We start from the raw sequence: 24,218 nt of genomic DNA on the forward strand, positions 1-24,218 counted from the left end.
GGCCATCGGGTAGCCGAATCGCCATCCCAGCTCGGGCATGTGGCGGAAGTTCATGCCGTAGATCCCGGCCATGGCCGTGGGCACGATCCCGATGGCCGCCCACGCCGCCATCTTCTTCATGTCCTCGTTCTGGCGGATGCTGACCCGGGTGAGGTTGGCCTCGAGGATGCTGGTGAGCATCTCGTTGAAGGCGGTCACCTGGTCGAGCACACGCACGATGTGGTCGAGGACGTCACGGAAGTAGTGGGCGATGTCATCGTGGAGGTAGTCGATGTTGTGCAGCTGGGTCAGGCGCTCGAGCGGCTGCTGGAGCGACCCGGTGGCCCGGATCATCCCGAGCACCTCGCGCTTGAGGTAGTAGATCCGCTCGACGGGGTTGTGGCCCGTGGGCGAGAACACCTCCTCCTCGACCTCGCCGATGTCGTCCTCGATGCCGAAGAGCACCGGCTGGTACCCGTCGACGACGTGGTCGACGATGGCGTGCAGGACGGCGGCCGGCCCGCAGGACAGCCGCTCGGTGTCGCGCTCGAGCTCGAGGCGCAGTGCGTTCAGCGGCGCCGCGTCCCCGTGGCGGACCGTGACGATGAAGCCCTGCCCGAAGAACACCTGGAGCTCGCCGAACTCGACCGTCTCGGTCTCGTCGATGTAGCGGGCGGTGCGCAGCACCATGAACCCGCTGTCCTCGAAGAACTCGAGCTTCGGGCGCTGATGGGCCTTGATGGCGTCCTCGACCGCGAGGGGGTGGAGATTGAACTCCTCGCGGACGGTGGCGAACTCCTCTTCGGTCGGCTCGTACAGACCGACCCACAGGAACGTCTTCGGATCCGGCGGCGTGTGGAACTTGCGGGTGACGTCGAAGGGCTCGGGATCGCGCACCCCGTTGCGGTAGAGCGCGGCATCGACGAACATCGGGGACAGCATTTCACGCGCAGGGCCGACGACGGGGATGCCGGCCCAGGGCCCGAACCGAGGAGAGAGAGCGTGCGGACGACGCGTCGACTGGCAGTGGGGATCGGAGCGTTGGCCATGGTGCTGCTCCTCGGCGTGGGGGGCGCGGCCGCGGGGACGTCGCAGGGGACCGACGAAGGGACGGGCGGTCCGGAGTGCATCGACCTCACCAACGTCGACGTGCAGCTCCTCGTCCGCGGCGGCCCGCTCGTCGTCGAGTCCTGCACCAGCACCGATGCCGTCGTCGTCGGCGACGCCGATGTCCTCGTCGACCGCCATGCCTTCGTCGACGGCCCGGTGGTGGTGGTCAACGGCACCGCGGTCATCCGGGGCACCGTGACCGGCGACGTCGTGGTCCTGCGGGGCCAGGCCGTGATCGAGCGCACCGCCACGGTCGAGGGCGACGTGGTGTCCTCGCGCCAACCCCGGGTCTCCGATCGAGCCGAGGTGGACGGCTCGGTCCATCGGGTGCAGTTCACCGCCATCCTCAACGGCATCGGCATCGCGGCGCGCATCGCGTGGTGGGTGGCCATCTCGGTGTCGACCCTCGTGGCCGGCCTGATCTTCGCCGGAGCCTTCGGCGGGGTGGCCCGCCGCACGGTCGAGGTCGGCCGCCGGGCGGTGGCGCCCGCCCTCGGTGCCGGCGTCATCGCGGCGTTCGGCGTCCCCTTCGTGTGCGGCCTGCTGCTGTTCACCCTCGTGGCCACCCCACTGGGGCTCGTGGGCCTGGCCGCCATGGCACCCCTGTACCTGCTGGGCTACGTCGCCGGCGCGGTCTTCCTGGGCAACCTCATGCTGAAGGAGCGCACGGGGCTCGTCTGGTCGTTCGTGTTGGGCTGGTTCATCCTCCGCGTGGTGGGCGCGCTGCCCTTCCTCGGCGGGCTGCTCACCCTCGCGGCCACGGTCTACGGCCTGGGCGCCCTGCTGGTGGCGGCGTGGCAGCTCACCCGCTCGATCCCGGCCCCGGCCCCGGCGCCGGCGCCCTCGCCCGATGCAGGCGACGGGGTGGTCGAGGTCGACGAGGTGTCCGACGATGCCACACCGGCCGGCGGCGACGACGTGGTCGGCGACCAGTCCGAGGACGACGACGCCACCACCACCGACACGGGCGACGAGGACGTCACCGATCCCGAATCGGGTGCGGCGCCGTCCGAGCGCTGAGGCCCGGCCGGCACGAGGCGCGCGGCACGATCGGTCGATGCCGGCGCGGGCCACCTGACGCGGCCGGCGCCGGACGGCGGGGGGTGGCCCCTCAGGCGGTGAGGCCGAGGGCGGCGCGCCAGTCGGCGGCGTGCGCCTCGGCGGCCTGCTTCGGGGTCTGGCGCAGCGCCGCCTCGGGGACGAGGTCGACGATGGCCCGCCGCTCCGCGTAGTGGTGCGCGGCGGAGGCGAACAGCTCCTTGCGGAGGTCGACCAGCGCCGGGTCGGGCGACTCGTCGAGGTAGCCGAAGAGGGTGAAGGCGAGGGTCAGGTCGTGGATGACCGGGGCTCGCCCGAACAGCGAGGCCCGCTTGAGGGCGACCCCGATCACGCCGGCCCGCACGTCGGCGAGCTCTTCGCCGGCCTGGAGGACCGGCTCGATGCGCTCGGCCAGCAGGAGCACGTAGCCCTGGTCCGGCCCCTGGTTGCCGTAGAAGTTGCCCCGCGGCTGCCCCTGCTCGAGGTTGCCCGCGGGGTGCTCGACCCACGGGTCGTGCTGCCACGGCGGCGACTCGTACACACGGTCGCCGGGGCGGGCGCTCTTGGGGACGTACTGGGGCGCGGACATCGGGGCCGACTCTAGACCGGCAGGCCTACTCGGACGACTTGAGCAGACCGAAGATCACCGAGTCGGCGAGTGCCTGCCACGACGCCTCGATGACGTTCTCCGACACGCCGATGGTCGACCAGGTGCGGTTGCCGTCGGTGGAGTCGATGAGCACGCGGGTGACCGCGCCGGTGCCCTTGCCGGTGTCGAGGACGCGCACCTTGAAGTCCGTGAGGTGCAACGAGTCGAGGGCGGGGAAGGCCTGGCCGATGGCCTTGCGCAGGGCCTGGTCGAGGGCATTGACCGGGCCGTTGCCCTCCGCGGTCTCGATGACGCGGTGGCCGTCGACGTTCACCTTGACGGTGGCTTCGGTGACCACCCCGGCGCCGGCCTGGCCGGTGCTGCCCGAGGAGGGTGCCCGGTGCTCGACGGTGACCCGGAAGGACTCCAGCTCGAAGAAGGGCTGCTCCCACCCGGTTGCGTCGCGCATCAACAGCTCCAGTGAGCCGTCGGCGGCCTCGAAGTGGAAGCCCTCGTGCTCGAGGGTCTTCAGGCGGCCGACCACGTCGGTCAGCTCCTTCCCGTCGATCTCCAGGCCGATCTCCTTGGCCTTGAGCTCGAGCGTGGACTTGCCCGCCAGCTCGGAGACCACGAAGCGGGTGCCGTTGCCCACGGCGTCCGGATGGATGTGCTCGTAGGCGTCGGAGCGCCGGGCGATCGCGCTGACGTGCAGGCCCGCCTTGTGGGCGAACGCCGAGGCGCCCACGTAGGGCTGCTGAGGGTCGGGGCTGATGTTGACCAGCTCGGCCACGTGGTGCGACACCGTGGTGAGGCGCTCGAGGCGGTCGGCGGGGATGGTGTCGACGCCCATCTTCAGGCCGAGGTTCGGGATGATGGTCGACAGGTTGCAGTTGCCGGTGCGCTCGCCGTAGCCGTTGATGGTGCCCTGCACCTGGGTGGCGCCGCCGCGTACGCCGGCGAGGGCGTTGGCCACGCCGCAGCCGGTGTCGTCGTGCAGGTGCACGCCCACCGGGGTGTCCAGGTAGTCGACGACGTGGCCCACGATCTGCTCCACCTCGAACGGCAGCGAGCCGCCGTTGGTGTCGCAGAGCACGATGGACTCGGCGCCGGCCACCGCCGCGGCCTCGACCACCCGGAGGCTGAACTCGGGGTTGTGCTTGTAGCCGTCGAAGAAGTGCTCGGCGTCGAAGAACACCCGCAGGCCGGCGGCCACGAGGAACTCGACCGAGTCGGCGACCATGGCCACCCCTTCGTCGAGCGACGTTCGCAGCGCCTCGGTGACGTGGTAGTCCCAGCACTTGCCGACGATGCACACCGCCGACGTGTTGGCCTTCACCAGGTTGGCCAGCGTCGGGTCGTCGTCGACCTTGCCCTTCACCCGGCGGGTGGACCCGAAGGCCACCAGGGTCGAGAAGTCGAGGTCGAGCTCGGCCGGCGCCCGCTGGAAGAACTCGTCGTCCTTGGGGTTGGCGCCCGGCCAGCCGCCCTCGATGAAGTGCACGCCGAGGTAGTCGAGCTGCTCGGCGATGCGCAGCTTGTCGTCGACGGTCAGCGAGATGCCCTCGAGCTGGCTGCCGTCGCGCAGCGTCGTGTCGTAGATGTCGACGTGCTGAGGGAGCGTCGGGCTCGGGCTATTCGTTGACATGCTCCAGCCAGTCCTTGTAGCGGTCGTCCTCGCCGCGCACGGCGGCGAAGTAGGTGTCCTGGAGGCGGCGGGTGATGGGGCCCGGCTCGCCCAGGTCGCGGTCGTCCACCGAGCGGATGGGCACGATCTCGGCGGCGGTGCCCGAGAGGAACGCCTCGTCGGCGGTGTAGAGGTCGCTGCGCAGGAGGTGCTGCACCTCGTAGTCGAAGCCGAGGTCGCCGGCGATGGTGCGGATGGAGTCCTGGGTGATGCCCTCGAGGGCGCCGGCGGACACGGGCGGGGTGTAGATGGTGCCGCCGCGCACCATGAAGATGTTCTCGCCGGTGCACTCGCTGACGTGGCCGGCGGGCGACAGGAGGATGGCCTCGTCGTAGCCCGCCTTGAGGGCCTCGACCTTCGCCATCGAGGAGTTGATGTACATGCCGGTGCCCTTGGCCGCGGGCGGGAGGCTGTTGGGGTCGTGGCGCTTCCAGGAGCTGACCTTCATGCGCACGCCGTTCTTCAGACCCTCGTCGCCGAGGTAGGTGCCCCAGGGCCAGGCCGCGATCGACACGTTGACCGGACAGGGCAGCGGGTTGAGGCCCATCTCGCCGTAGCCGAGGTAGGCGATCGGGCGGATGTAGCAGGAGTCCAGGTTGTTGACCCGCACCAGCTCCACCGTGGCCGCGCAGAGCTCGTCGACCGTGTACGGGATGTCGATCATGAAGATCTTGGCGCTGTTGAAGAGGCGCTCGATGTGGTCCCGCAGGCGGAACACGGCGGCGCCGCGATCGGTCTGGTAGGCGCGGATGCCCTCGAACACCCCGCAGCCGTAGTGCAGCGTGTGCGTGAGGATGTGGACGTTGGCGTCGTCCCAGTTGACGAGCTCGCCGTCCATCCAGATCTTCTCGACCTTGTCGATTGGCATGTCCCCTACACCCTTTCCGCGATCGCATCGCCGATCGCACTGGTCGAACCGCCGAGCGCCGTCGGGTCGGCGCAGGCCTTGCGGACCCGGGCGGCGGCGTCCGCCTCGCCCAGGAACTCGAGCATCATCGCAGCCGAGAGCACCGCGGCGACGGGGTTGGCCGTCCCCTTGCCGGCGATGTCGGGCGCCGAGCCGTGCACGGGCTCGAACATCGAGGGGCCGGTGCGGGCCGGGTTGAGGTTGGCGGAGGCCGCGAAGCCGATGCCGCCGGAGATGGCGCCCCCGAGGTCGGTGAGGATGTCGCCGAAGAGGTTGTCGGTGACGATCACGTCGTAGCGCTGGGGCGACTCGACGAAGTAGATGCAGGCGGCGTCGACGTGGTTGTAGGCGGTGGCGACGGCCGGGTACTCGGTGGCCACCTCGTCGAAGGTGCGCTGCCAGAGGTCGCCGGCGAAGGTGAGGACGTTGGTCTTGTGCACCAGGGTGAGGTTCTGGGCGGGCCGGCCGGCGGCGAGGTCGAAGGCGAAGCGCACGGCGCGCTCGACGCCCATGCGGGTGTTGACCGAGCCCTGGGTGGCCACCTCGTGGGGGGTGCCCTTGCGCAGCGAGCCGCCCTCCCCCGCGTAGCTGCCCTCGGTGTTCTCGCGGACGACGAGGAAGTCGACGTCGTTCTCGGGCAGCAGGAAGGGCCGCAGGTTGACGTAGAGGTCCAGGTCGAAGCGCATCTTGAGCAGCAGGCCGCGCTCGATCACCCCGGGCGGCACCTCGGGCGTGCCCACGGCGCCGACCAGCAGGGCGTCGAGGCCCCGCCACTCGTCGACGACCTCGTCGGGCAGGACGACGCCGTCACGCAGGTAGCGGGCGCCACCGAGGTCGTAGTCGACGGTCTCGAGCGCGACGCCGGTGGCCGCCACGACCTTGAGGGCCTCGGCGGTGACCTCGGGGCCGATGCCGTCGCCGCCGACGACGCCGATGCGGTGGGTGCTCATGGTGAAGGGGACTCCTGTCCAGGTGGCCGCCCGCTCGCTGCAGGCAGGTTCGAGGTTGGGGTGGAAAACGAAGAAACCGCCCACCAGGGTGGACGGTCGGAGGCGCACGCCGGGGAGCCGGCGTGCGCTAGGGAATCGTGATGGCGGAGGTGAGGAGGCCAGACACTGCGCACAAGTGTCGGGCCTCGGCTCCGAAACGTCAACCCGGCGGTGACGCGAATCCCGGCGGTCTCCCGGCGTTCCCTCGCCGTTGGCCCCTCGCTACCCTTTCACGATGGCGCAGACGCACTTCCTCTCGCAGGCGGCCTACGACCGCCTCGAGGCCGAGCACAAGCACCTCACCACCGAGTGGCGCATCGACATCGCCCGCAAGATCGAGGTCGCCCGAGAGATGGGCGACCTCAAGGAGAACGGCGATTACCACGCCGCCAAGGAGGAGCAGGGCAAGACCGAGGCCCGCATCCGCCACCTCGAGGCCCTGCTCGAGATCGCCCAGATCGTCGACGACAACGAGGTCAGCGACACCGTGACGGGCGGCGCGGTGGTGTCGATCGTCTACGAGGAGGGCGACGACCCCGAGAAGTACCTCATCGGCTCGATCGAGGAGAAGCGCCCCGACGTGGACGTGATCTCCCCGAACTCCCCGCTCGGCGAGGCGCTCATGGGCGCCAAGATCGGCGACGAGGTCAGCTTCGAGGCACCCGGCGGCACCCTCACCGTCACCATCGTCGACATCGAGGGCTGAGCCACGGACGCCGGCGCCCCCTCCTCCCCGCCCGACGCTCCGGCCCCTCCCACGTCGTCGGGTCGCCCGGTCCTGGCGCCACCGCTCCCGCCGGGACGTGCCCTCGAGCTGCCCGGCCGGGGCACCACCTTCGTCCGCCACGCCGAGGGCCCGCCGGGGGCGCCCACCCTGCTGCTGCTCCATGGCTGGACGGCCAGCGCCGACCTCAACTGGTTCCCCGAGTACGGGCCGCTGAGCGAGCGGTGGTCCGTTCTCGCCATCGACCATCGCGGCCACGGCCGAGGCATCCGCTCCGAGGACCGCTTCCGCCTCGCCGACTGCGCCGACGACGCCGCCGCGGCGTGCGCGGCGCTCGGCGTCGACCGTGTGGTCGCCGTCGGCTACTCCATGGGCGGCCCCATCGCCCAGCTGCTCTGGCACCGCCACCGCGACCTCGTCGAGGGCCTCGTGTTCTGCGCCACGTCCCGCAACTTCCGGGGCAAGCCCGGCGAGAAGCTCACCTTCCGGGCCATGGGCGGCCTCTCCGTGCTGGCCCGGGGCACCCCCGACTCGTGGCGCCGCCGGGCCGCGCTCCGCGTCCTCGCCGGCCGCACGGGCGAGGGTACCTACGGCCCCTGGGCCCTCCAGGAGTACCGGCGGGGCGAGCCCCACACCATCATCGAGGCCGGGGCCGCTCTCGGCCGCTACAGCTCACACGAGTGGGTGCACGAGATCGACGTGCCCACCGCCGTCGTGGTCACCGAGCTCGACCAGATCGTGCCACCCCACCGTCAGCGCAAGCTGGCCGCCGCCATCCCCGGCGCCACGGTCCACCCCGTGCAGGGCGACCACGTCTGCTGCGTCCAGGGCGCCGACCGCTTCGTGCCCGTCCTGCTCGACGCCTGCGAAGACGTCACTGCCCGCCTCCCCCACCCCTGACCCGACCCTTCCGGCTCCTGGCTTCCGGCTTCTGGCACCAGGGTCGCGACGTACGCCTCACGATCCCGGGAGCCGGAACGCCGAGCTCGGGAGTCGGGTCCGGTACCGCTACGGCTGACTGCCGGTGATGCGAAACACGTGGCCGGACTGCTGCAGCAGGTAGAGCTCCCCGTCGGCGTCCTGGCCGAGGGAGTTGGTCCGTTCGGGAGTGGCACCGAGGTCGAGCTCCTCCGACACCGCGCCGAAGGCTTGGCGCAGGCCCTCGAGACGCTGCCGGCAGCGGTCGACGTACAGGTAGGCGCCGTCGAGATCGGGGATCGCTTCGCCTCGGTACACGTAGCCGCCGATGACCGCGCATCCACCGTCTGCGTGGCGGTAGGTGAAGATCGGGGCGGTGTGGTCCTCGGGCTCCTGCCCGCCGTCGTAAGGCCGGTCGCCCTCCATCTCCGCCCATCCGAGGTTCGCGCCCCGCCCGGCATCACCGCCCTCGGCCTCGGCCGGCAGGAGGTTGACCTCCTCGATCCGCTGCTCCCCCACATCGGCGACCCACAGGTCCCCCGTGGTCCGGTCGAACGAGTATCGCCAGGGGTTGCGCACGCCCCAGAGCCAGACCTCCGGAGCCGCCCCGCCAACGTCGACCAACGGGTTGTCCGGCGGCACCGCGTAGGGCCTCGTCGCGCCGGTCGGGTCGATGCGGAGGATCTTGCCAAGCAGGGTCGCAGGGTCCTGGCCGTTGTCCACACCGGCCTGAAGGCCGCCACCCTCACCGAGGGCGTAGTAGAGGTAGCCATCGGGACCGAACACGATGTTTCCGCCGTTGTGGAACGACTCGGGGTCGCGCTCGACCCGGAGGACCTCTCGCCGGCTCGACGGGTCGACGGTGGCATCGTCCCGGGCACCGGACACCCGGTACTCGGCGAGCACGGAGTCGCCGCTGCGGTCGTTGTAGCTGACGTAGAGCCGTCGCCCGTCGGGCGAGAAGGCGATGCCGAGCAGTCCCTGCTCCGGACCCAGGCTCACGTCGTCGGCGAACTCGAGGACCGGGTCCGAGACGACCGCCGGCGACCCCTCCGACCCCAGGACGGCCCGGACCACGCTTCCCCGACGGATGGCGAGGTAGACGGCGCCCTCGTCGCCGGAGCGCACCGCCATGGCCATTGCCGCGCCGTCGAGAGTGGCCGCCAGCTCCAGCGGCGCCGCATCGGCCGGGAGCAGCGTCGTGGTGGTCGGTGCCGTGGTCGCGCCGGTCCCGCCGTCGCCGCTGGAGCATGCAGACAGCACGACGAGCGCCGTGAGCGCCATCCCCCGTGCAGCGGACCAGGAGGTGGATCGGCGTGGTGGTGGTCGCAGCACGGCAGTGCAAGCCTCGTTCCTGCACAGGCGCAGGTCCAGTCAGGCCCTCTGGCGCCCGCGGGTCAGGCGGCGAGGGTGAGGCGGACCTCGCGGTCGAGGACCTGCTCGAGGAGGGCCTTCACCTCGCCGGCGGTGTAGAGCTCGAGGGTGACGTCGGCGCCGTCGGCCGAGGTCACCGCCAACTCGACCGCGTCGCCCGCCGACGGGCCCCGCACCCGGTGCACCGCCTCGACCGCGCCGGCCCGGGTGCGGTCGAGGGCGATGGCCACCCGCAGCATCCCGGCGAGGGCGCGGACGAGGTCCTGGTCGGCCGGCTTCAAGCGGGCGAACTCGGGGTGCTTCACTTTCGGGGCGCTCTTGCGGTGGTAACGGGCGACCTGGGCGATGATCTCGATCTCGCGATCGGTGAACCCGGTGAGGTGCTCGGAGTTACGGATCACGTAGTACGAGTGCTTGTGGTGCTGGGCGTGGGACAGGAAGAGCCCCACGTTGCAGAGCAGCGCCGCCGCCTCGAGGTACTCCCGGGTGTCCTCGGACAATCCGTGTCGGTCCCGGGTCTCGTCGAAGATGGCGAGGGCGAGCTCGGCCGCCCGGGCGGAGTGGTCGGGGTCGTCGTCCATGAGGGCGGCGAGGTGGTCGACGCTGCGTCGGCGCAGGTCGCTGAGGTGGTGGAGCGATCGGCCCCGCAGCCGCTGGAGGGTGTCGAGGAGCACGCCCTCGCGCAGCGCGTAGTCCGACACCAGCAGCTCGTCGATGCCGAAGGCGGCCACCACCTGCTCGAGGATGAGGGCACCGCCGAGGATGATGTCGGCCCGGGAGACGTCGAGCCCGGGGACCTTGCGGCGCTCGGCGACGGTGGGCGCCGCCACCAGGTCGGCGACCACCGAGTCGAGCTCGGCGGCGGTGAAGGAGAAGTTGTTGAAGGTCTGTGGCGCCGACTCCCCCCGACGGGCGTTCGCCATCGCCGCGAGCGCCTCGATGGTGCCCGAGCTGCCGACGGCCACGTCGAAGCCGAAGCGCTCGACCTCCCGGGCAAAGGCGACGAGGTTCGAGCGGATGTAACGGCGGGCCTTGTCCACCGCGCCCGGCTTGAGGCGGGCCGCGTCGAAGAAGCGGTGGGTCATGCGGATGGCGCCGAGCTTCAGGCTGCGGGCCGCCAGCGCCTCGCCCTGCTCGCCCACCAGCAGCTCGGTGCTGCCGCCGCCGATGTCGACCAACAGGGCCCGCCGGTCGAACACGGGCACGGCCTGGAGCACGCCGAGGTGGATGAGGCGAGCCTCCTCGAAGCCCGAGATGACCTCGACGTCGATGCCCGCCTCCTCCCACGCCCGGCGCAGGAAGGCGGCGCTGTTCTGCGCCTCGCGCACGGCGCTGGTGGCCACGGCCCGCACGGGCGCATCGGCCACGTCGGCCACCTGGCGGAAGCGGCGCAGGGCCTCGATGGCGCGGTCGATGGCGGCGGGCGAGAGGCGCTTCATCTCCCCCTGGCCCGAGCCCAGGCGCACCGCCTCCTTCTCCCGGCCGATCACCTCGAAGCGCCCCGTCATGTAGGCGCGGGCCACGACGAGGTGCACCGAGTTGGTGCCGATGTCGATGGCCGCCAGCGTCTGCGCCGCGGGACCCGGGCTCATGACGCCCTCGCCGACGGCGTGTCGGTCACACGAGCCGTCGCCGTCCAGGCTCGCTCCTGAGGTGCCGGGGACCCGCTGGGCCGCGCCGGCCGTGGCCCGATCTCCGGTGTCCGGCACGCCCGCGGCGCGCGCGGAGGCGGCGCCAGGAGCGACGGAGAGGCCACGTCCGCACCGTAGTGGCCGCCCGGCGGTGTCCGGGCCAGCTCCGCGGGCGCTCAGCGCAGGCCGGCGGCGGCCTCGACCGCCTCGGCGGCCCGCACCACGTCGGCGCCGTAGCGGGCGCCCGGATCGGTGCCCGTGCGCTCGATGGGACCCGAGACGCTGACCGCGGCGACCACCCGACCGTCGGCGTCGCGGACCGGGGCACTGACCGAGGCGACGCCCGCCTCGCGCTCGGCCACGCTGGCCCTCCAGCCGGGACCGTCGCCGGCGGCGCCCGCATCGGCACCGTCGCGGAGCACCTGGCCGGCGGAGCCGCGGTCGAGGGGCAGCGCCGCCCCCATGGCCACGATGGTGCGTAGGCCGTGCGGCGACTCGAGGGCGGCGACGCACACGCGCCGGTCCCCCTGGCGGACGTAGAGCTGCACGCTCTCCTCGGTCGCGTCGCGCAACGCCGCCAGCGCCGGCCGAGCGGCCTCGGCGAGGGGCAGCTGGTCGGCCGCAGCCCGGCCCAGGGCGACGAGGCGCAGGCCGAGGGCGAAGCGGCCGTCGTCGGTGCGCCGCACCAGCCCATGGGCCTCGAGCGCGGTGGCCAGGCGGTGGGTGGTGGCCCGGGGCAGCCCCGTGGCGTCGACGAGGCCGGCGAGGGCCAGAGGTGCGTCCTCCAGGGCGTCGAGGACCAGCACGGCCTTGTCGAACGTGCCCACACCGCTTACACTCGTTCCCACAAAGCAAGACTACTGTCTCAGTATATGAGACACAAGCAGCTCGGCCGATCGAGGCAGAGGACACGAGGAGCGCCACCATGGCACCGAAGACGTTGAGCGAGAAGGTCTGGGACCGTCACCTGGTCCGGTCCGTCGAGGGTGAGCCCGAGCTGCTCTACATCGACCTCCACCTCGTGCACGAGGTCACCTCGCCCCAGGCCTTCGACGGCCTGCGCCTGGCGGGGCGCACGGTGCGCCGCCCGGATCTCACCGTCGCCACCGAGGACCACAACGTCCCCACCGCCGACATCGACAAGCCCATCGCCGACCCCATCTCGCGCAAGCAGGTCGAGGTGCTGCGGGCCAACTGCGCCGAGTTCGGGGTCACCCTGTACCCGATGGGCGACCCGGGCCAGGGCATCGTCCACGTCATCGGCCCGGAGAAGGGGCTCACCCAGCCGGGCATGACCATCGTCTGCGGCGACAGCCACACGTCCACCCACGGCGCCTTCGGGGCCCTGGCCTTCGGCATCGGCACCAGCGAGGTCGAGCACGTGCTGGCCACCCAGACCCTCCCCCAGCAGCGCCCCGGCACCATGGCCATCAACGTCGACGGCGACCTGCCCGCCGGCGTCACGGCCAAGGACGTGATCCTCGCCATCATCGGCCGCATCGGCACCGGCGGCGGCATCGGCTCGGTCATCGAGTACCGCGGCTCGGCCATCCGCAGCCTCTCCATGGAGGGCCGCATGACGGTCTGCAACATGTCGATCGAGGCGGGCGCCAAGGCCGGGCTCATCGCTCCGGACGACACCACCTTCGCCTACCTCGAGGGTCGTCCGTTCGCCCCGAAGGGGGCCGACTGGGAGGCGGCGCTGGAGGACTGGCGCACCCTGCCCACCGACGACGGGGCCACCTTCGACAAGGAGGTCACCCTCGACGCCGCCAGCCTGTCGCCCTACGTGTCCTGGGGTACGAACCCGGCGCAGGTCGCTCCCCTCGCCGACACGGTGCCCGATCCCGACAGCTTCGCCGAGGCCAGCCAGCGCGAAGCCGCCGCACGAGCCCTCGAGTACATGGGCCTCACCGCCGGCACCCCCCTGAAGGAGGTGCCGGTCGACACCGTGTTCATCGGCTCGTGCACCAACTCCCGCATCGAGGACCTGCGGGCCGCCGCCGCCGTGGTCGAGGGCCGCCACGTCAAGGACGGCGTGCGCACGCTGGTGGTTCCCGGCTCGTTCAAGGTCAAGGACCAGGCCGAGGCCGAGGGCCTCGACAAGATCTTCACCGCCGCCGGCTTCGACTGGCGCGAGCCGGGCTGTTCGATGTGCCTGGCCATGAACCCCGACAAGCTCGCCCCCGGCGAGCGCGCCGCGTCCACCAGCAACCGCAACTTCGAGGGTCGCCAGGGCCGGGGTGGTCGCACCCACCTGGTGTCCCCCGCCGTCGCCGCCGCGACGGCGATCGCCGGCACCTTCGCCACCCCCGACGACCTGGAGGCTTGATCGCCATGGAAGCAGTCACCGTGGTCAGCGGCACCGCCGTGCCCCTCGACCGATCCGACGTGGACACCGACCAGATCATCCCCAGCGACTGGCTCAAGCGGGTGGAGCGCACCGGCTTCGGCGCCGGCCTCTTCTCGGAGTGGCGCGACGACCGCGACTTCGTCATGAACCAGCCGCAGTACGCCGGCGCCTCGATCCTCGTGGCCGGCCCCAACTTCGGCACCGGCTCGTCCCGGGAGCACGCCGTGTGGGCGATCATGGACTACGGCTTCAAGGCCGTCATCTCCCCCCGCTTCGCCGACATCTTCCGGAACAACTGCACCAAGAACGGCCTCGTGCCGGTGCAGGTGGACGAGGCCGTCGGCCGGCGCCTGCTCGAGGCCGTCGTGGCCGACCCGACCGTCGAGATCACCGTCGACGTCGACCGCCGCACCGTGTCGGCGCCGGCGCTCGGCATCGAGGAGCCCTTCCCGCTCGACGACTCGACCCGAGAGCGCTTCCTCCAGGGCCTCGACGACATCGGCATCACCCTGCGCTCGGCCGGCGACATCGACACCTTCGAGTCCGCCCGCCCCAGCTACCTCCCGTCCACGTGACACTGGCCCCTCGTCCCTCGGGGCGCCTTCGGCATCCGGTTCGTCGCCCCCGCGGCTCCGCTCCGCTCCGCCACCTCACCCGCCCCTGACACCGACACCTCGCCAAAGTCCTCGATGGTCCGCCCCTGAGGCGGGGTGGGGCGCCGGGGGGCCGTAGTCTCGGGATGTGGACGCCGACGTGGTGGTCGTGGGAGCCGGGGTGGCCGGGCTGGTCACCGCGCGCCGGATCCAGGACGCCGGGCACTCGGTGGTGGTCGTCGAGGCCCGTGACCGGGTGGGCGGGCGCACCCTGAACGACGAGATCGACGGCGTCACCGTCGAGATCGGTGGCCAATGGGTCGGGCCCGGCCAGGACCGCATCCTCAACCTCATCGCCGAGCTCGGCCTCGTCACCCACCCCACCTACGACCGGGGCGCGTCGGTGTTCGAGCTGAGCGGCACCCGCAAGGTGTCGAAGGGCGACAACCCGCCCCTCAACCCGCTCGCCCTGGCCGAGCTGCTCCGGGCGCAACGCCAGGTCGACAAGTGGCGCGACACCATCCCCCTCGACGCCCCGTGGAACGCTCCGGAGGCCGACCGCCTCGACGAGCAGACCTTTGCCAGCTGGATCCGCCGCACGGTGAAGACCCAGGACGCCCGCTCCTTCTACGAGATCGTCTGCCAGGCCGTCTTCGCCACCGAGCCCGAGAACCTCTCGCTCCTGCACACGCTGTTCTACCTGGAGTCCGGACAGGGCCTCGAGCGCCTCATCGGGACGACGGGCGGCGCCCAGCAGGACCGCGTCGTGGGCGGCACCGTGCTGGTCTGCGAGCAGCTGGCGAGCGGGTTGGGCGACGCCGTCCGCCTCTCCGAGCCCGTGCGCCGCATCGACCACGGCGACGACGGCGTCACCGTCCACACCGACGCCGGCACCTACCGGGCCCACCGGGCGGTCGTGGCCATCCCCCCGACCCTCGCCGGACGCATCGCCTACGGGCCGGCGCTGCCCGCCGAGCGCGACCTGCTCACCCAGCGCCTGCCCCACGGCTACGTGATCAAGGCCATGCTCAGCTACGAGCGCCCGTTCTGGCGCGACGCCGACCTCAGCGGCCAGGCCGCCTCGGACGTCGGCCCCGTGGCCGTCACCTTCGACAACTCCCAGCCCCACGACGACAAGGGCATCCTCCTCGGCTTCTTCGAGGGCCGTCACGGTGTCGAGTGGGGGCGGCGCTCGCCCACCGCCCGCCGGGCCGCGTTCGTGGACTGCGCCGTGCGCTACTTCGGCCCTGAGGCCGCCCACCCCACCGGCTACGTCGAGCGGGACTGGGCGGCCGAGGAGTGGACCCGGGGGTGCTACGGCGCCCACTGCCCACCCGGAGTGTGGACGCAGTTCGGCAAGTCCCTGCGCCTGCCCATCGGGCCGTTGCACTGGGCGGGCACCGAGACCGCCACCGAGTGGTCGGGCTACCTCGACGGCGCCGTCGAGTCGGGCGAGCGTGCCGCCCGCGAGGTCCTCGACGCGCTCAGCTAGGGCCCTCCCGCCTTCGGTGAATTCCCGCGCCACCGGGAACCAGGGGGTGATGCCGCCACGTCATAGGTGTGACCGACGACACGGAGGCCCACCGATGCGCCGCCCTCGCAGCACCCTCATCCCGCTCCTCAGCACCTCACTCGCGCTCGCCCTCGTGGCGGGCGCCTGCGCGTCCGGCGACGGGGTGGAGGACCGGGCCTCCCTCGACGGGGCGCAGCCCATCGCCGCCCTCCAGCCCGTCAGCAGCTGCGACAACTTCCTGGACGAGGTGCGCACCGAGGCGCTCGAGCAGGTCGGTCCGTACGGCTTCGGCGACTACGGGCCGATGATGTTCGACGACATGGCCGGCGCCGAGATCGCCGGGGACGCGGCCTCCAGCGACGCCCTGGCGGCGCCCACCGCAGGTGACGCCCGCCAGACCACCCCCACCACCACCGCCACGTCCCCAGAGGACGTGTCCGGCACCAACATCCAGGAAGCTGGCGTGGACGAGCCCGACCTCGTGAAGGCCGACGGCGAGCGCCTCCTCGTCGTGGCCGGCGGGAAGCTCCACTGGGTCGACGTCACGGGCGACGAGCCCGTCGTGGCCGGCACGGTCGACCTGCCCGAGGGCTACGGCCAGCAGCTCCTCGTGGCCGGCGACCGCGCCCTGGTGCTGACCAGCGGCTACGGCTACGCCATGCCCATCGAGGGCGACGTGGCCGTCGACTCGAGCTTCGCCCCGGTGGAGGCCACCACGACGGCCATCGCCCAGGTGGACATCAGCTCGCCCGACGCCCTCGCCGTCATCGACACCCTCGAGGTCGAGGGCTCCATCCTCGACGCCCGCCTCGTGGGCGACACCGCCCGGGTGGTGGTCACCGCCCAGCCGGAACAGCTCACGTTCGTGTACCCCAGCAGCTCGGACCCCGACGCCGAGGCCATCGCCGAGGAGGCCAACCGCCGCATCATCGAGGAGTCCGAGGTCGAGGACTGGCTGCCCGCCTACCGGCGGGTCACCGACCCGGCGGGCAGCGACGAGGCCGTCGTCGACGAAGGCCCTCTCGTCGACTGCGAGCGCATGTCCCTCCCCGCCGAGTTCTCGGGCTTCGGCACCCTGGCCGTGCTCACCTTCGACGTGCCCGGCGAGCTGGGCACCGGCGACGCCACCGGCATCCTCGCCGACGGCGAGCACGTCTACGCCTCCACCGACCACCTGTACGTGGCCACCACGAGCTACCCCACGGTGGACGACACGACCACCGACCCGACCAACGACTTCCCCCCACCCCCGCCGGCGCCGACCACCTCGATCCACCGCTTCTCCACCGACGGCGAGGGCCCGGCGACCTACGAGGTGTCGGGCAACGTGCGGGGCCGCCTGCTCGACCAGTTCTCGATGTCCGAGGCCTCGGAGCCCGACGACCTGCTGCGGGTGGCCACCACCGACGACGCCACCCAGGAGAGCTACGTCACCACCTTGGGCGACGACGGCGACGCGCTGACCGAACTGGGCCAGGTCGGCGGACTCGGCGAGGGCGAGCAGATCTACTCGGTCCGCTTCATCGGTGACATGGGCTATGTGGTCACGTTCCTCCAGACCGACCCGCTGTACACCGTCGACCTGAGCGACCCGGCCGACCCACAGGTCGTGGGCGAGCTGAAGATCCTCGGCTACTCGGCCTACCTCCACCCGCTGGGTGGCGACCTGCTCCTGGGCATCGGCCAAGACGCCACCGCCACCGGCCAGACCACCGGCACACAGCTCTCGCTCTTCGACGTGTCCGACCCCGCCGACCCCCGGCGCCTCCAGCAGGTGGCGATCCCGGGAGCGTCGTCGGCCGCCGAGTACGACCACCACGCCTTCCTCTACTGGCCCGAGACCGGCCTGGCCATGCTGCCCGTCCAGTCCTACGGCGGCGACGTGTTCTGCACCCAGACCGAGGGCGTGACCGTCCCCTGCCCCGGGCCGACAGAGTCGTTCAACGGGGCCGTCGGCTTCCACGTGGCCACCGACGGCATCGACGAGGTGGGCCGGGTCACCCACGACGACGGCTCGGCGCTCACCCGCTCGGTGGTCGTCGGCGAGACCGTCTACACCCTGTCCGAGACCAGCCTGGTGGCCAGCGACCTCGCCACCCTCAGCCCACAGGCCACGGTTCCCCTCTCGTAGGGCCACGGGGCGCCTGCGGTCGCCGTGTCGGCCGCAGGCGACCCCGTGCCTGCGTCGCGCGTCGACCAGGATCCGGTCACCGCGCTCACGGCCAGGGCGGAGCGGAGCCCGGGAGGGGCACTTCCGGGCTCCGACCATCCGCCCGACCGGTCCGGCCACCGCCACGGGATCGACGCAGGAATCCGCCGCTGAAGGGCGGAGGAACGCCGCGCCGCTGCCAGGGTGGGGGCATGGCTGCGCAGACGGTCCTCGTGACGGGGGCCACCGGGTACATCGGCGGTCGTCTCGTCCCTGAGCTTCTGGCCGCAGGGCACACCGTGCGCTGCCTCGCCCGCACCCCGTCCAAGCTGGACGACCTCGCCTGGCGCCACGACGTCGAGGTGGTCCGGGGCGACGTCACCGACGCCTCGTCGCTGGCCGACGCGCTGTCGGGGGTCGACGCCGCCTACTTCCTCGTCCACTCCATGGGCGGCGCCGCCGACTTCGCCGCCCGAGACCGGCTGGCCGCCGAGACCTTCCGCGACGCCGCCGCGTCCGCCGGCGTCCGCCAGATCGTCTACCTCGGCGGCCTCGGCGACGACGGCCCCGGGCTCTCGTCCCACCTCGACAGCCGCCACGAGGTCGGCCAGGTGCTGGCGGCGGGCTCGGTGCCCGTCACCGAGCTGCGGGCCGCCGTCATCATCGGGTCGGGCAGCGCCTCGTTCGAGATGCTGCGCAACCTGGTCGAGGTCCTGCCGGCCATGGTCACGCCCAAGTGGGTGACCACCCGCTGTCAGCCCGTGGCCATCCGGGACATGCTCCACTACCTCGTCGCGGCCATCGACGAGCCCGACGCCGCCGGGCGCGTGCTCGAGGTCGGCGGCCCCGACGTCCTCACCTACCTCGACATGATGCGGGTCTACGCCGAGATCGCCGGCCTCCCCAAGCGCCTCGTGCTCCAGGTGCCGGTCCTCACCCCGCGGCTCTCGTCGCATTGGATCGGGCTGGTCACCCCGCTGCCGGCGGGGTTGGCCAAGCCGCTGGTCGAGAGTCTCAGCACCGAGGTGGTGGTGCACGACCACGCCATCGACGACGTGCTGCCCCATCAGTGCCTGCCCTTCCGGGAGGCGGTGGCCCTCGCCCTTCAGCGGGTCGAGCACCTCGAGGTCGCCACCCGGTGGTCCGGCGCCGACCTGCCCGGCCATTCGCCGGCCGATCCGCTCCCCTCCGATCCGGACTGGGCCGGCGGCACGATGCTCGCCGACGTCCAGGAGGCCGACACGTCCGCCTCCCCCGCCGCCGTGTTCCGCACGGTCAGCGGCATCGGCGGCCGGCGGGGCTGGTACGTGGCCAACTGGCTGTGGTCGATCCGGGGTTGGATGGACCGGGCGGTCGGTGGCATCGGCCTGCGTCGCGGGCGGCGCCACCCGGACGACCTCCGCGTCGGCGACGCCCTCGACTTCTGGCGGGTCGAGGCCTACGAGCCCACGACCCTGCTGCGCCTGCGGGCCGAGATGCGCCTCCCCGGCGAGGCCTGGCTGGAGTGGCGCATCGAACCCCACGACGAGTCCGACCCGAACGCCGGCTGCACCCTCCACCAGCGGGCCCTGTTCCACCCGAAGGGCCTGTGGGGCCGTCTCTACTGGTACAGCGTCCTGCCCTTCCACACCCTGATCTTCCGCCCGCTCTGCCGCGCCCTCGCCGACGCAGCGGCGTCTGCACCCGCGGTCTCGACCGACGCCCCGCAGCGCTCCACCCGCTGATCCGCCGGTCCTCCGCCCGCGGCGCCGCCCACACGGCGAAGGCAACGGCAAAGACGCGAAGAACGGGGCGGCGTCTGCGGTGAGTCCGTCCTGCGGCGCCCTTCGGCCCGACCCTCAGCGGGCGCGACCACGAGCACCTCGGCTGCGGCAGCATTCATAGTCGCCACGTTCTCGGAAGCCTGAGGCCGCCGCCGGCGGTGCCCGGCTTCCGAGAACGGTGCACCCTCGACTCGACCACAACGCCGCTCGATTCTGGGAAGGCGAAGGCCGCCTCCAGCGGCTCCAGGGCGCCGAGAACCCGGAACGCCCTCAGTCGGCAGGTCGACGGACGAATCGCCACCGACGGTGCTCGATGGGGCGACCGTCGCCGATCTCGAGGCAATACCTGTCGGAATCCGGGGGCTACTGCCTCGAGTTCGTGAGGAGACGGCTCGACGGGCACGCAGGGTGAGATCCGCCGAGCGGCGGGCCCCTTCCCTGCGCCTTTTTTCCCTCGCTCGCGCGCCGACGTCGAGCGTCGACCGCGACGCCCGCCCCGCCGAGGTCCAGAGTTCTCGGAAGCGTCGCGCCGCCACTGGCGGCCACACCGCGCCGAGAAACACCACGACCGAGCCCAGCGCCGCCCACGCCGTGATTTCGGGAAGCCTCAGGCCGCCACCGTCGGCCTCACGGTGCCCAGAACCGAGGACCGCCGCCTCAGCCGGCGAGGCGGGCGCGGACCCAGGTGGGGACGTCGGCGCGGAGCTGGGCGTCGGCCTCGGCCATCAGGTGGCCGGCTCCGGCGCAGACCCGCAGCTCGCCGCCGCCGCCGGCGTGCTCGGCCACGAGCTCGGAGCAGGCGAGGGGCAACAGCTCGTCTCGATCCCCGTGGAAGGCGAGGAGCGGCGCCGACAGCTGGTCGACGACCTCGCAGCCGGCGGACTGCGTGGCGAAGGTGACCACGCCGGCGCACAGCTCGTCGAGGGCGACCCCGGCCCGCACCGCCACGGCGCCGCCGAAGCTGTGGCCGCCGGTGATCGCCCTGCGGGCGCCCGACCGGGACGCAAGGTCGATCACGGCGAGCAGGTCGTGGGTGCAGCGGTCGAGGTCGTTGGGCTTGCGCCAGCCAACGCGCAGCACGCCGATTCCACTTCCGGGCGTCGCCAACTCGTCCCCCAGGAACGGGTAGAGACCGTCGGCGGGGCCGAGGAGGCCCCCCATGGCGCCGCCGCCCAGCACGACGACCGAGTCGGCGTCGCGGTCGCCGTGCCAGAGGATCGTCAGCAGCCCCCGCAGGGTGAACACCTCGAGGTGACGCAGGCCCGGGCCGACGACCACGTCCTGCTTCCCGATGGCCTCGAGCCCCTCCAGCGGTCCCACCTCGCCGACGCTACCGAGGCGGACCGCCGTCGAGTCGCCCTGGGTGCCAGAGCTCGGGCGGGCGGGCGCGCCGGAGCGGTGCACCGCACCTCGATTGCGGCGAGTCGTGACGTCGACCCGACGCCGTCGCACCTCGCACCGCACCGATCACCCGGCGCCGAGGCCCGACCGGTGCCATCCTTGACCGATGGCGCTGAGGGCTGGCTGCGGCGGGTGACGGTCTCGCTCCTGGACGAGTGGCCGGTGGTCGGTCGCGTCGAGGAGCTCGACCTCGTCCTGGACCAGCTCCGACGGGGACGGTCGGTCGTGATCGGCGGCGCGCCCGGGGTCGGCAAGACCCGGCTGGCGCGCGAAGCGCTCTCCGCCGGCGGCAACGTGGTCGGTTCGGTGACGGCGACGCGCTCAGCGGCGTCAACGCCGCTCGGTGCCCTGCTGGGGTTGCTGGTGGACGTCGAATCGACCGAGGGCGCCGACCGATCGCAGTTGTTCCGCCGCGTTCGGGACGGTCTGCGCGCCGGTATCGGCGAGGGGGCTGACGGTGATGTGGCCCTCCTCGGAGTCGACGACGGGCACCTCCTCGATGAGGTGTCGGCTGCCTTCCTCCTCCAGCTCGCTCAGCAGGGCGAGGTCCAGGTCGTCGTCACGGTCCGCACCGGCGAGGAGGGACCGGACGCGATCACGGCGTTGTGGCGGGACGAGATCGCCGAACGCGTCGAGCTGCAGCCGCTCGGCCGCGACGACGTGCAGGCCCTGCTGCGAGCGGCACTCCCTGGTGCCGCCGACGACGGCACGGCGCACCGGGTGTGGACCACGACGGGCGGCAACCCGCTTTACCTGCGTGAGCTCGCACGCGCCGCGCTCGACGTCGGCGACCTGCGGCTCGACGGCAGCCGCTGGCGTTGGGAGGGGCGCCGGATGCCCGTCGGCGTCCGGCTGCGCGAACTGCTCGCCCGATCGTTCTCCGATCTCTCGCCGACGCAACGGTCCGTGCTCGAGTTGCTCGCTCTCGGAGAGCCGCTCGCCGTGGACGCCCTGCTCGACGAGGTCGGCGCCGACGCCGTCGCCGCGTGCGAGCAGCGCGGCCTCGTCACGACGTCCTCCGAGGCGACGCCGTCGCTGCGTCTTCATCACCCCCTGCTCGGCGAGGTCCTGCGGACCGACCTCACGATTGCCCAACGCCAGCGGCTCACCTCACGGTTGATCGCCCTTTCGGCTCGTTTCCCCGTCGACCCCTTGCTGGTGGCGCAGTGGCACCTCGACGCGGGCCTCGACGCGGACCCCGACCTCCTCATTGATGCGGCCGACCTGGCCCTCCGGCGCTTCGACGCCACCGTCGCCGCGCGGCTGGCCGGCGCGGCGGTCGACGCCAGCGGCGGCACCCGCGCCTGCACGACCCTGGCGCGAGCGTTGATCGCCGACGAGCGCTACGAGGAGGCCGAACACCTGCTGGAACCACTTGAACGATCGCTTGACGACGAAGCCGACACGGTGGCAGTCGCCAGGCTCCTGTCGGACGTGCGTTTCTGGGGACTCGGCCGTCCCGACGATGCGGAAGCGGCGCTCGTCCGGGTCGGGGACGCCATCGTCGATCCCACGCTGCGCCTCCACGTCCTCGCCCTTCGAGCCTCGATCCGCAATGACGTCGGCGACATCCTCGGAGCGCTCGCGCTGACCGATTGGGCGACCGACGCCGATGTCGATGTCGGTGCCCGCCTCCAGGGCGTCACCTCCGCAGCGAGCGCGCTGACCCATTCCGGCCGCCCGGGCGACGCGCTTCAGATGTGCGACGAACTGCTGCCGGTGGCGTTGACCCGGGCCGAGCAGAACCCCCGCGACGTGGGTCGGGTGCTGGGCCAGCGCGTGCACGCTCTGGTCGCGCTGGGACGCCTCGACGACGCCCAGGACGTGATCTCGTTCGTCCACGACCTCGCGTCGCGTGACGGCGACGACGAGGTCCAAGGCGGCACCGCGCTCGTCCTCGGGCAGCTCAGCTTGGAGCGGGGCGAAGTCGACGTCGCCCGCGAGTGGCTCGCCGAGGCCGCCACCGTCCTCGGCCGTTTCGACCCACAGCACTACCTCCCGTGGTGCCGCGGCCTCCAGGCCTGGGCGGCGGCCCTCTCCGGCCACAGCGAAGAAGCCGACGAGGCCGCCGAGGAGGCCGCCGCGCTGGGCCATGCCGCGCCGGTGCACGTGTTCGAGATCCACGTGCACCTGGCGCGTGCGCACGCGGCCGCCGCTGCGGGCGCCCGGGGCCGCGCCGGCGACATCGCCATGGACACCGCCGATCGTGCCGCGGCGCGAGGCGATCGGTACGGCGCCGCGGTCGCCCTCAACGCCGCCGTGGACTTCGGCGCGCCGCCAGGTCCGATCACGGAGCGCCTCGACGCCCTGTCCAATGCGACGGAAATCCCGTGGATCGACCTGTGGCGGGACCATGCTCGTGCCGTGGCCGAGCGCGACGGCGAGGCGCTCGAAGCCGTCGCCGCACGATTCGGCGACCTGGGTGTCCACCTGCGAGCGGCCCGGGCCTACGGCGGAGCGGCGCGGGCCTACGCGGAGGAAGGTCGACGGTCGAGCGCGACGAGGGCCCGGGGCCGAGCCAGTCAGCACCTCGGGCGGTGTGGTGGCGTGGCCCTGCCCGATCCGAACACCACCTCGCCCGGGGTCCGGCTGACCCGCAGAGAGGCGGAGATCGCTGCGCTCGCGGCGCGCGGGCTGACCAACCAGGAGATCGCGTCACGCCTCGGCGTGGGGGTGCGCGCGGTCGAAGGGCATCTGCTGCGGGCCACCACCAAGCTCGGCGTCCACGGCCGGAACGAGCTGGCGACCGTCCTGGACGACGGCGGCGAATTCGCGTAGTCGCTACGCGAGACACCCCGCGACAGCGTCCGTAGCGTCCTCGGTATGGCAGGCGCCGAGATGCATCGACCGAACCTCGCCGCGGCCTACGAGCTGGCGCTCGAGCTGGAGGCCGCCGGCCTGGATCCTGCCGACCTGGCCGAGCGCCTCGGCATCACCGTGGCGGCGGTCCCCAGCCTCCTCGCCATCGCCCACGCCAAGTCGGAGCAAGCTCGCGAAAACGCGTAGTCGCTACGCGAGACACGCCGGATCGACGTTCTTACGATGCCGCGATGGGCTCCTGGGGGACGGGCGGATCGATCCGTCGGCACGGTGCAGGTGCACGGTCGGGTGGCTTCGTCATCCTCGTCCTGGGCCTGCTGTTCCTCGGCGCCAGCGTCCTCGTCACGCCGGCGGGCTCCGCCCCCGCTGCGCTCTCCGCGGCACGAGGGACGACGTCGTCCGGGGCCACCTCCTCGGGCGCCACGAGCTCGGGCGCGTCCACCGACAGCAGCACCTCGTCCGGCGCCACCTCCTCCGGCGCGTCCACCGACAGCAGCACGTCCTCGGGCGCAACGTCCTCCGGCGCCACCAGCTCCGGCGCCAGCACCGACAGCAGCACGTCCTCGGGCGCAACGTCCTCCGGCGCCACCAGCTCCGGCGCCAGCACCGACAGCAGCACGTCCTCGGGCGCAACGTCCTCCGGCGCCAGCACCGACAGCAGCACGTCCTCGGGCGCAACGTCC

At 72.3% G+C, this 24,218-nt stretch carries 20 protein-coding genes; 10 read left to right on the forward strand and 10 right to left on the reverse strand.

Features of this window, described 5'->3' with window-relative positions; all coding sequences use genetic code 11:
• A partial coding sequence (locus tag JNK12_24800) for a magnesium and cobalt transport protein CorA (protein MBL8779166.1) occupies positions 1 to 909 on the reverse strand: 909 nt, incomplete at its 3' end.
• A gap of 72 nt (positions 910 to 981) precedes the next feature.
• Between JNK12_24800 and JNK12_24805 the strand changes: the two genes are divergently transcribed.
• Positions 982 to 2,109 carry a hypothetical protein gene (locus JNK12_24805; GenBank protein MBL8779167.1) on the forward strand — a complete coding sequence of 376 codons (1,128 nt, stop codon included), beginning with the start codon at positions 982 to 984 and terminating at the stop codon, positions 2,107 to 2,109.
• Between the two features lie 91 nt (positions 2,110 to 2,200).
• On the opposite strand, the gene JNK12_24810 is transcribed toward JNK12_24805, so the two are convergent.
• The 4 genes from JNK12_24810 to JNK12_24825 are packed head-to-tail and all read right to left on the reverse strand — an operon-like array spanning position 2,201 to position 6,257.
• A complete protein-coding gene (locus JNK12_24810; GenBank protein ID MBL8779168.1) occupies positions 2,201 to 2,716 on the reverse strand; it encodes a hypothetical protein in 516 nt (171 codons plus the stop codon).
• A gap of 25 nt (positions 2,717 to 2,741) precedes the next feature.
• Positions 2,742 to 4,361 carry a citramalate synthase gene (locus JNK12_24815; GenBank protein MBL8779169.1) on the reverse strand — a complete coding sequence of 540 codons (1,620 nt, stop codon included), beginning with the start codon at positions 4,359 to 4,361 and terminating at the stop codon, positions 2,742 to 2,744.
• Complete coding sequence (locus JNK12_24820) at positions 4,348 to 5,268, reverse strand: branched-chain amino acid transaminase (GenBank protein ID MBL8779170.1); 921 nt, start codon at positions 5,266 to 5,268, stop codon at positions 4,348 to 4,350. Before JNK12_24820 ends, JNK12_24815 begins: the two co-directional genes overlap by 14 nt.
• Positions 5,269 to 5,273: 5 nt before the next feature.
• A complete protein-coding gene (locus JNK12_24825) occupies positions 5,274 to 6,257 on the reverse strand; it encodes a 3-isopropylmalate dehydrogenase (protein MBL8779171.1) in 984 nt (327 codons plus the stop codon).
• A gap of 274 nt (positions 6,258 to 6,531) precedes the next feature.
• Here JNK12_24825 and JNK12_24830 point away from each other — a divergent pair, with 274 nt between their 5' ends.
• Together JNK12_24830 and JNK12_24835 are read left to right on the forward strand one after the other, a co-directional pair.
• Positions 6,532 to 7,002, forward strand: a complete 471-nt coding sequence (locus JNK12_24830) for a transcription elongation factor GreA (GenBank protein ID MBL8779172.1) — start codon at positions 6,532 to 6,534, stop codon at positions 7,000 to 7,002.
• A gap of 72 nt (positions 7,003 to 7,074) precedes the next feature.
• Positions 7,075 to 7,920: an alpha/beta hydrolase gene (locus JNK12_24835; protein ID MBL8779173.1), complete on the forward strand. Its 846-nt coding sequence runs from the start codon at positions 7,075 to 7,077 to the stop codon at positions 7,918 to 7,920.
• 108 nt (positions 7,921 to 8,028) lie between these two features.
• Here JNK12_24835 and JNK12_24840 read toward each other — a convergent pair whose 3' ends face one another.
• The 3 genes from JNK12_24840 to JNK12_24850 all read right to left on the reverse strand — a co-directional run bounded on the left by JNK12_24840 (position 8,029) and on the right by JNK12_24850 (position 11,791).
• Complete coding sequence (locus tag JNK12_24840) at positions 8,029 to 9,222, reverse strand: PQQ-dependent sugar dehydrogenase (protein MBL8779174.1); 1,194 nt, start codon at positions 9,220 to 9,222, stop codon at positions 8,029 to 8,031.
• Between the two features lie 113 nt (positions 9,223 to 9,335).
• Positions 9,336 to 10,904 (reverse strand): Ppx/GppA family phosphatase, encoded by a 1,569-nt coding sequence (locus JNK12_24845; protein ID MBL8779175.1) that lies wholly within the window; start codon positions 10,902 to 10,904, stop codon positions 9,336 to 9,338.
• Positions 10,905 to 11,119: 215 nt separating this feature from the next.
• Positions 11,120 to 11,791, reverse strand: a complete 672-nt coding sequence (locus JNK12_24850; protein MBL8779176.1) for a helix-turn-helix domain-containing protein — start codon at positions 11,789 to 11,791, stop codon at positions 11,120 to 11,122.
• A 77-nt stretch (positions 11,792 to 11,868) separates the two neighbouring features.
• Here JNK12_24850 and leuC point away from each other — a divergent pair, with 77 nt between their 5' ends.
• The 5 genes from leuC to JNK12_24875 all read left to right on the forward strand — a co-directional run bounded on the left by leuC (position 11,869) and on the right by JNK12_24875 (position 19,275).
• Entirely contained in the window at positions 11,869 to 13,275 is a 1,407-nt protein-coding gene (gene leuC / locus JNK12_24855; GenBank protein ID MBL8779177.1) for a 3-isopropylmalate dehydratase large subunit, read from the forward strand.
• Positions 13,276 to 13,280: 5 nt separating this feature from the next.
• Positions 13,281 to 13,871, forward strand: a complete 591-nt coding sequence (gene leuD, locus JNK12_24860) for a 3-isopropylmalate dehydratase small subunit (protein ID MBL8779178.1) — start codon at positions 13,281 to 13,283, stop codon at positions 13,869 to 13,871.
• A gap of 166 nt (positions 13,872 to 14,037) precedes the next feature.
• Positions 14,038 to 15,381, forward strand: coding sequence for a flavin monoamine oxidase family protein (locus JNK12_24865; protein ID MBL8779179.1), 1,344 nt, complete (start codon positions 14,038 to 14,040; stop codon positions 15,379 to 15,381).
• Between the two features lie 94 nt (positions 15,382 to 15,475).
• Positions 15,476 to 17,533: a beta-propeller domain-containing protein gene (locus JNK12_24870; protein MBL8779180.1), complete on the forward strand. Its 2,058-nt coding sequence runs from the start codon at positions 15,476 to 15,478 to the stop codon at positions 17,531 to 17,533.
• Positions 17,534 to 17,763: 230 nt separating this feature from the next.
• A complete protein-coding gene (locus JNK12_24875; GenBank protein MBL8779181.1) occupies positions 17,764 to 19,275 on the forward strand; it encodes an SDR family oxidoreductase in 1,512 nt (503 codons plus the stop codon).
• Between the two features lie 696 nt (positions 19,276 to 19,971).
• On the opposite strand, the gene JNK12_24880 is transcribed toward JNK12_24875, so the two are convergent.
• Positions 19,972 to 20,634 carry a hypothetical protein gene (locus JNK12_24880; GenBank protein MBL8779182.1) on the reverse strand — a complete coding sequence of 221 codons (663 nt, stop codon included), beginning with the start codon at positions 20,632 to 20,634 and terminating at the stop codon, positions 19,972 to 19,974.
• Between the two features lie 171 nt (positions 20,635 to 20,805).
• Between JNK12_24880 and JNK12_24885 the strand changes: the two genes are divergently transcribed.
• Together JNK12_24885 and JNK12_24890 are read left to right on the forward strand one after the other, a co-directional pair.
• Entirely contained in the window at positions 20,806 to 23,493 is a 2,688-nt protein-coding gene (locus JNK12_24885) for a hypothetical protein (protein ID MBL8779183.1), read from the forward strand.
• A 45-nt stretch (positions 23,494 to 23,538) separates the two neighbouring features.
• Positions 23,539 to 23,721, forward strand: a complete 183-nt coding sequence (locus JNK12_24890) for a hypothetical protein (GenBank protein ID MBL8779184.1) — start codon at positions 23,539 to 23,541, stop codon at positions 23,719 to 23,721.
• Positions 23,722 to 23,752: 31 nt separating this feature from the next.
• Here the strand turns inward: JNK12_24890 and JNK12_24895 are convergent.
• A partial coding sequence (locus JNK12_24895; protein MBL8779185.1) for a hypothetical protein occupies positions 23,753 to 24,218 on the reverse strand: 466 nt, incomplete at its 5' end.

This window comes from Acidimicrobiales bacterium, assembly GCA_016794585.1.
GTDB lineage: Bacteria > Actinomycetota > Acidimicrobiia > Acidimicrobiales > DATDAH01 > JAEUJM01.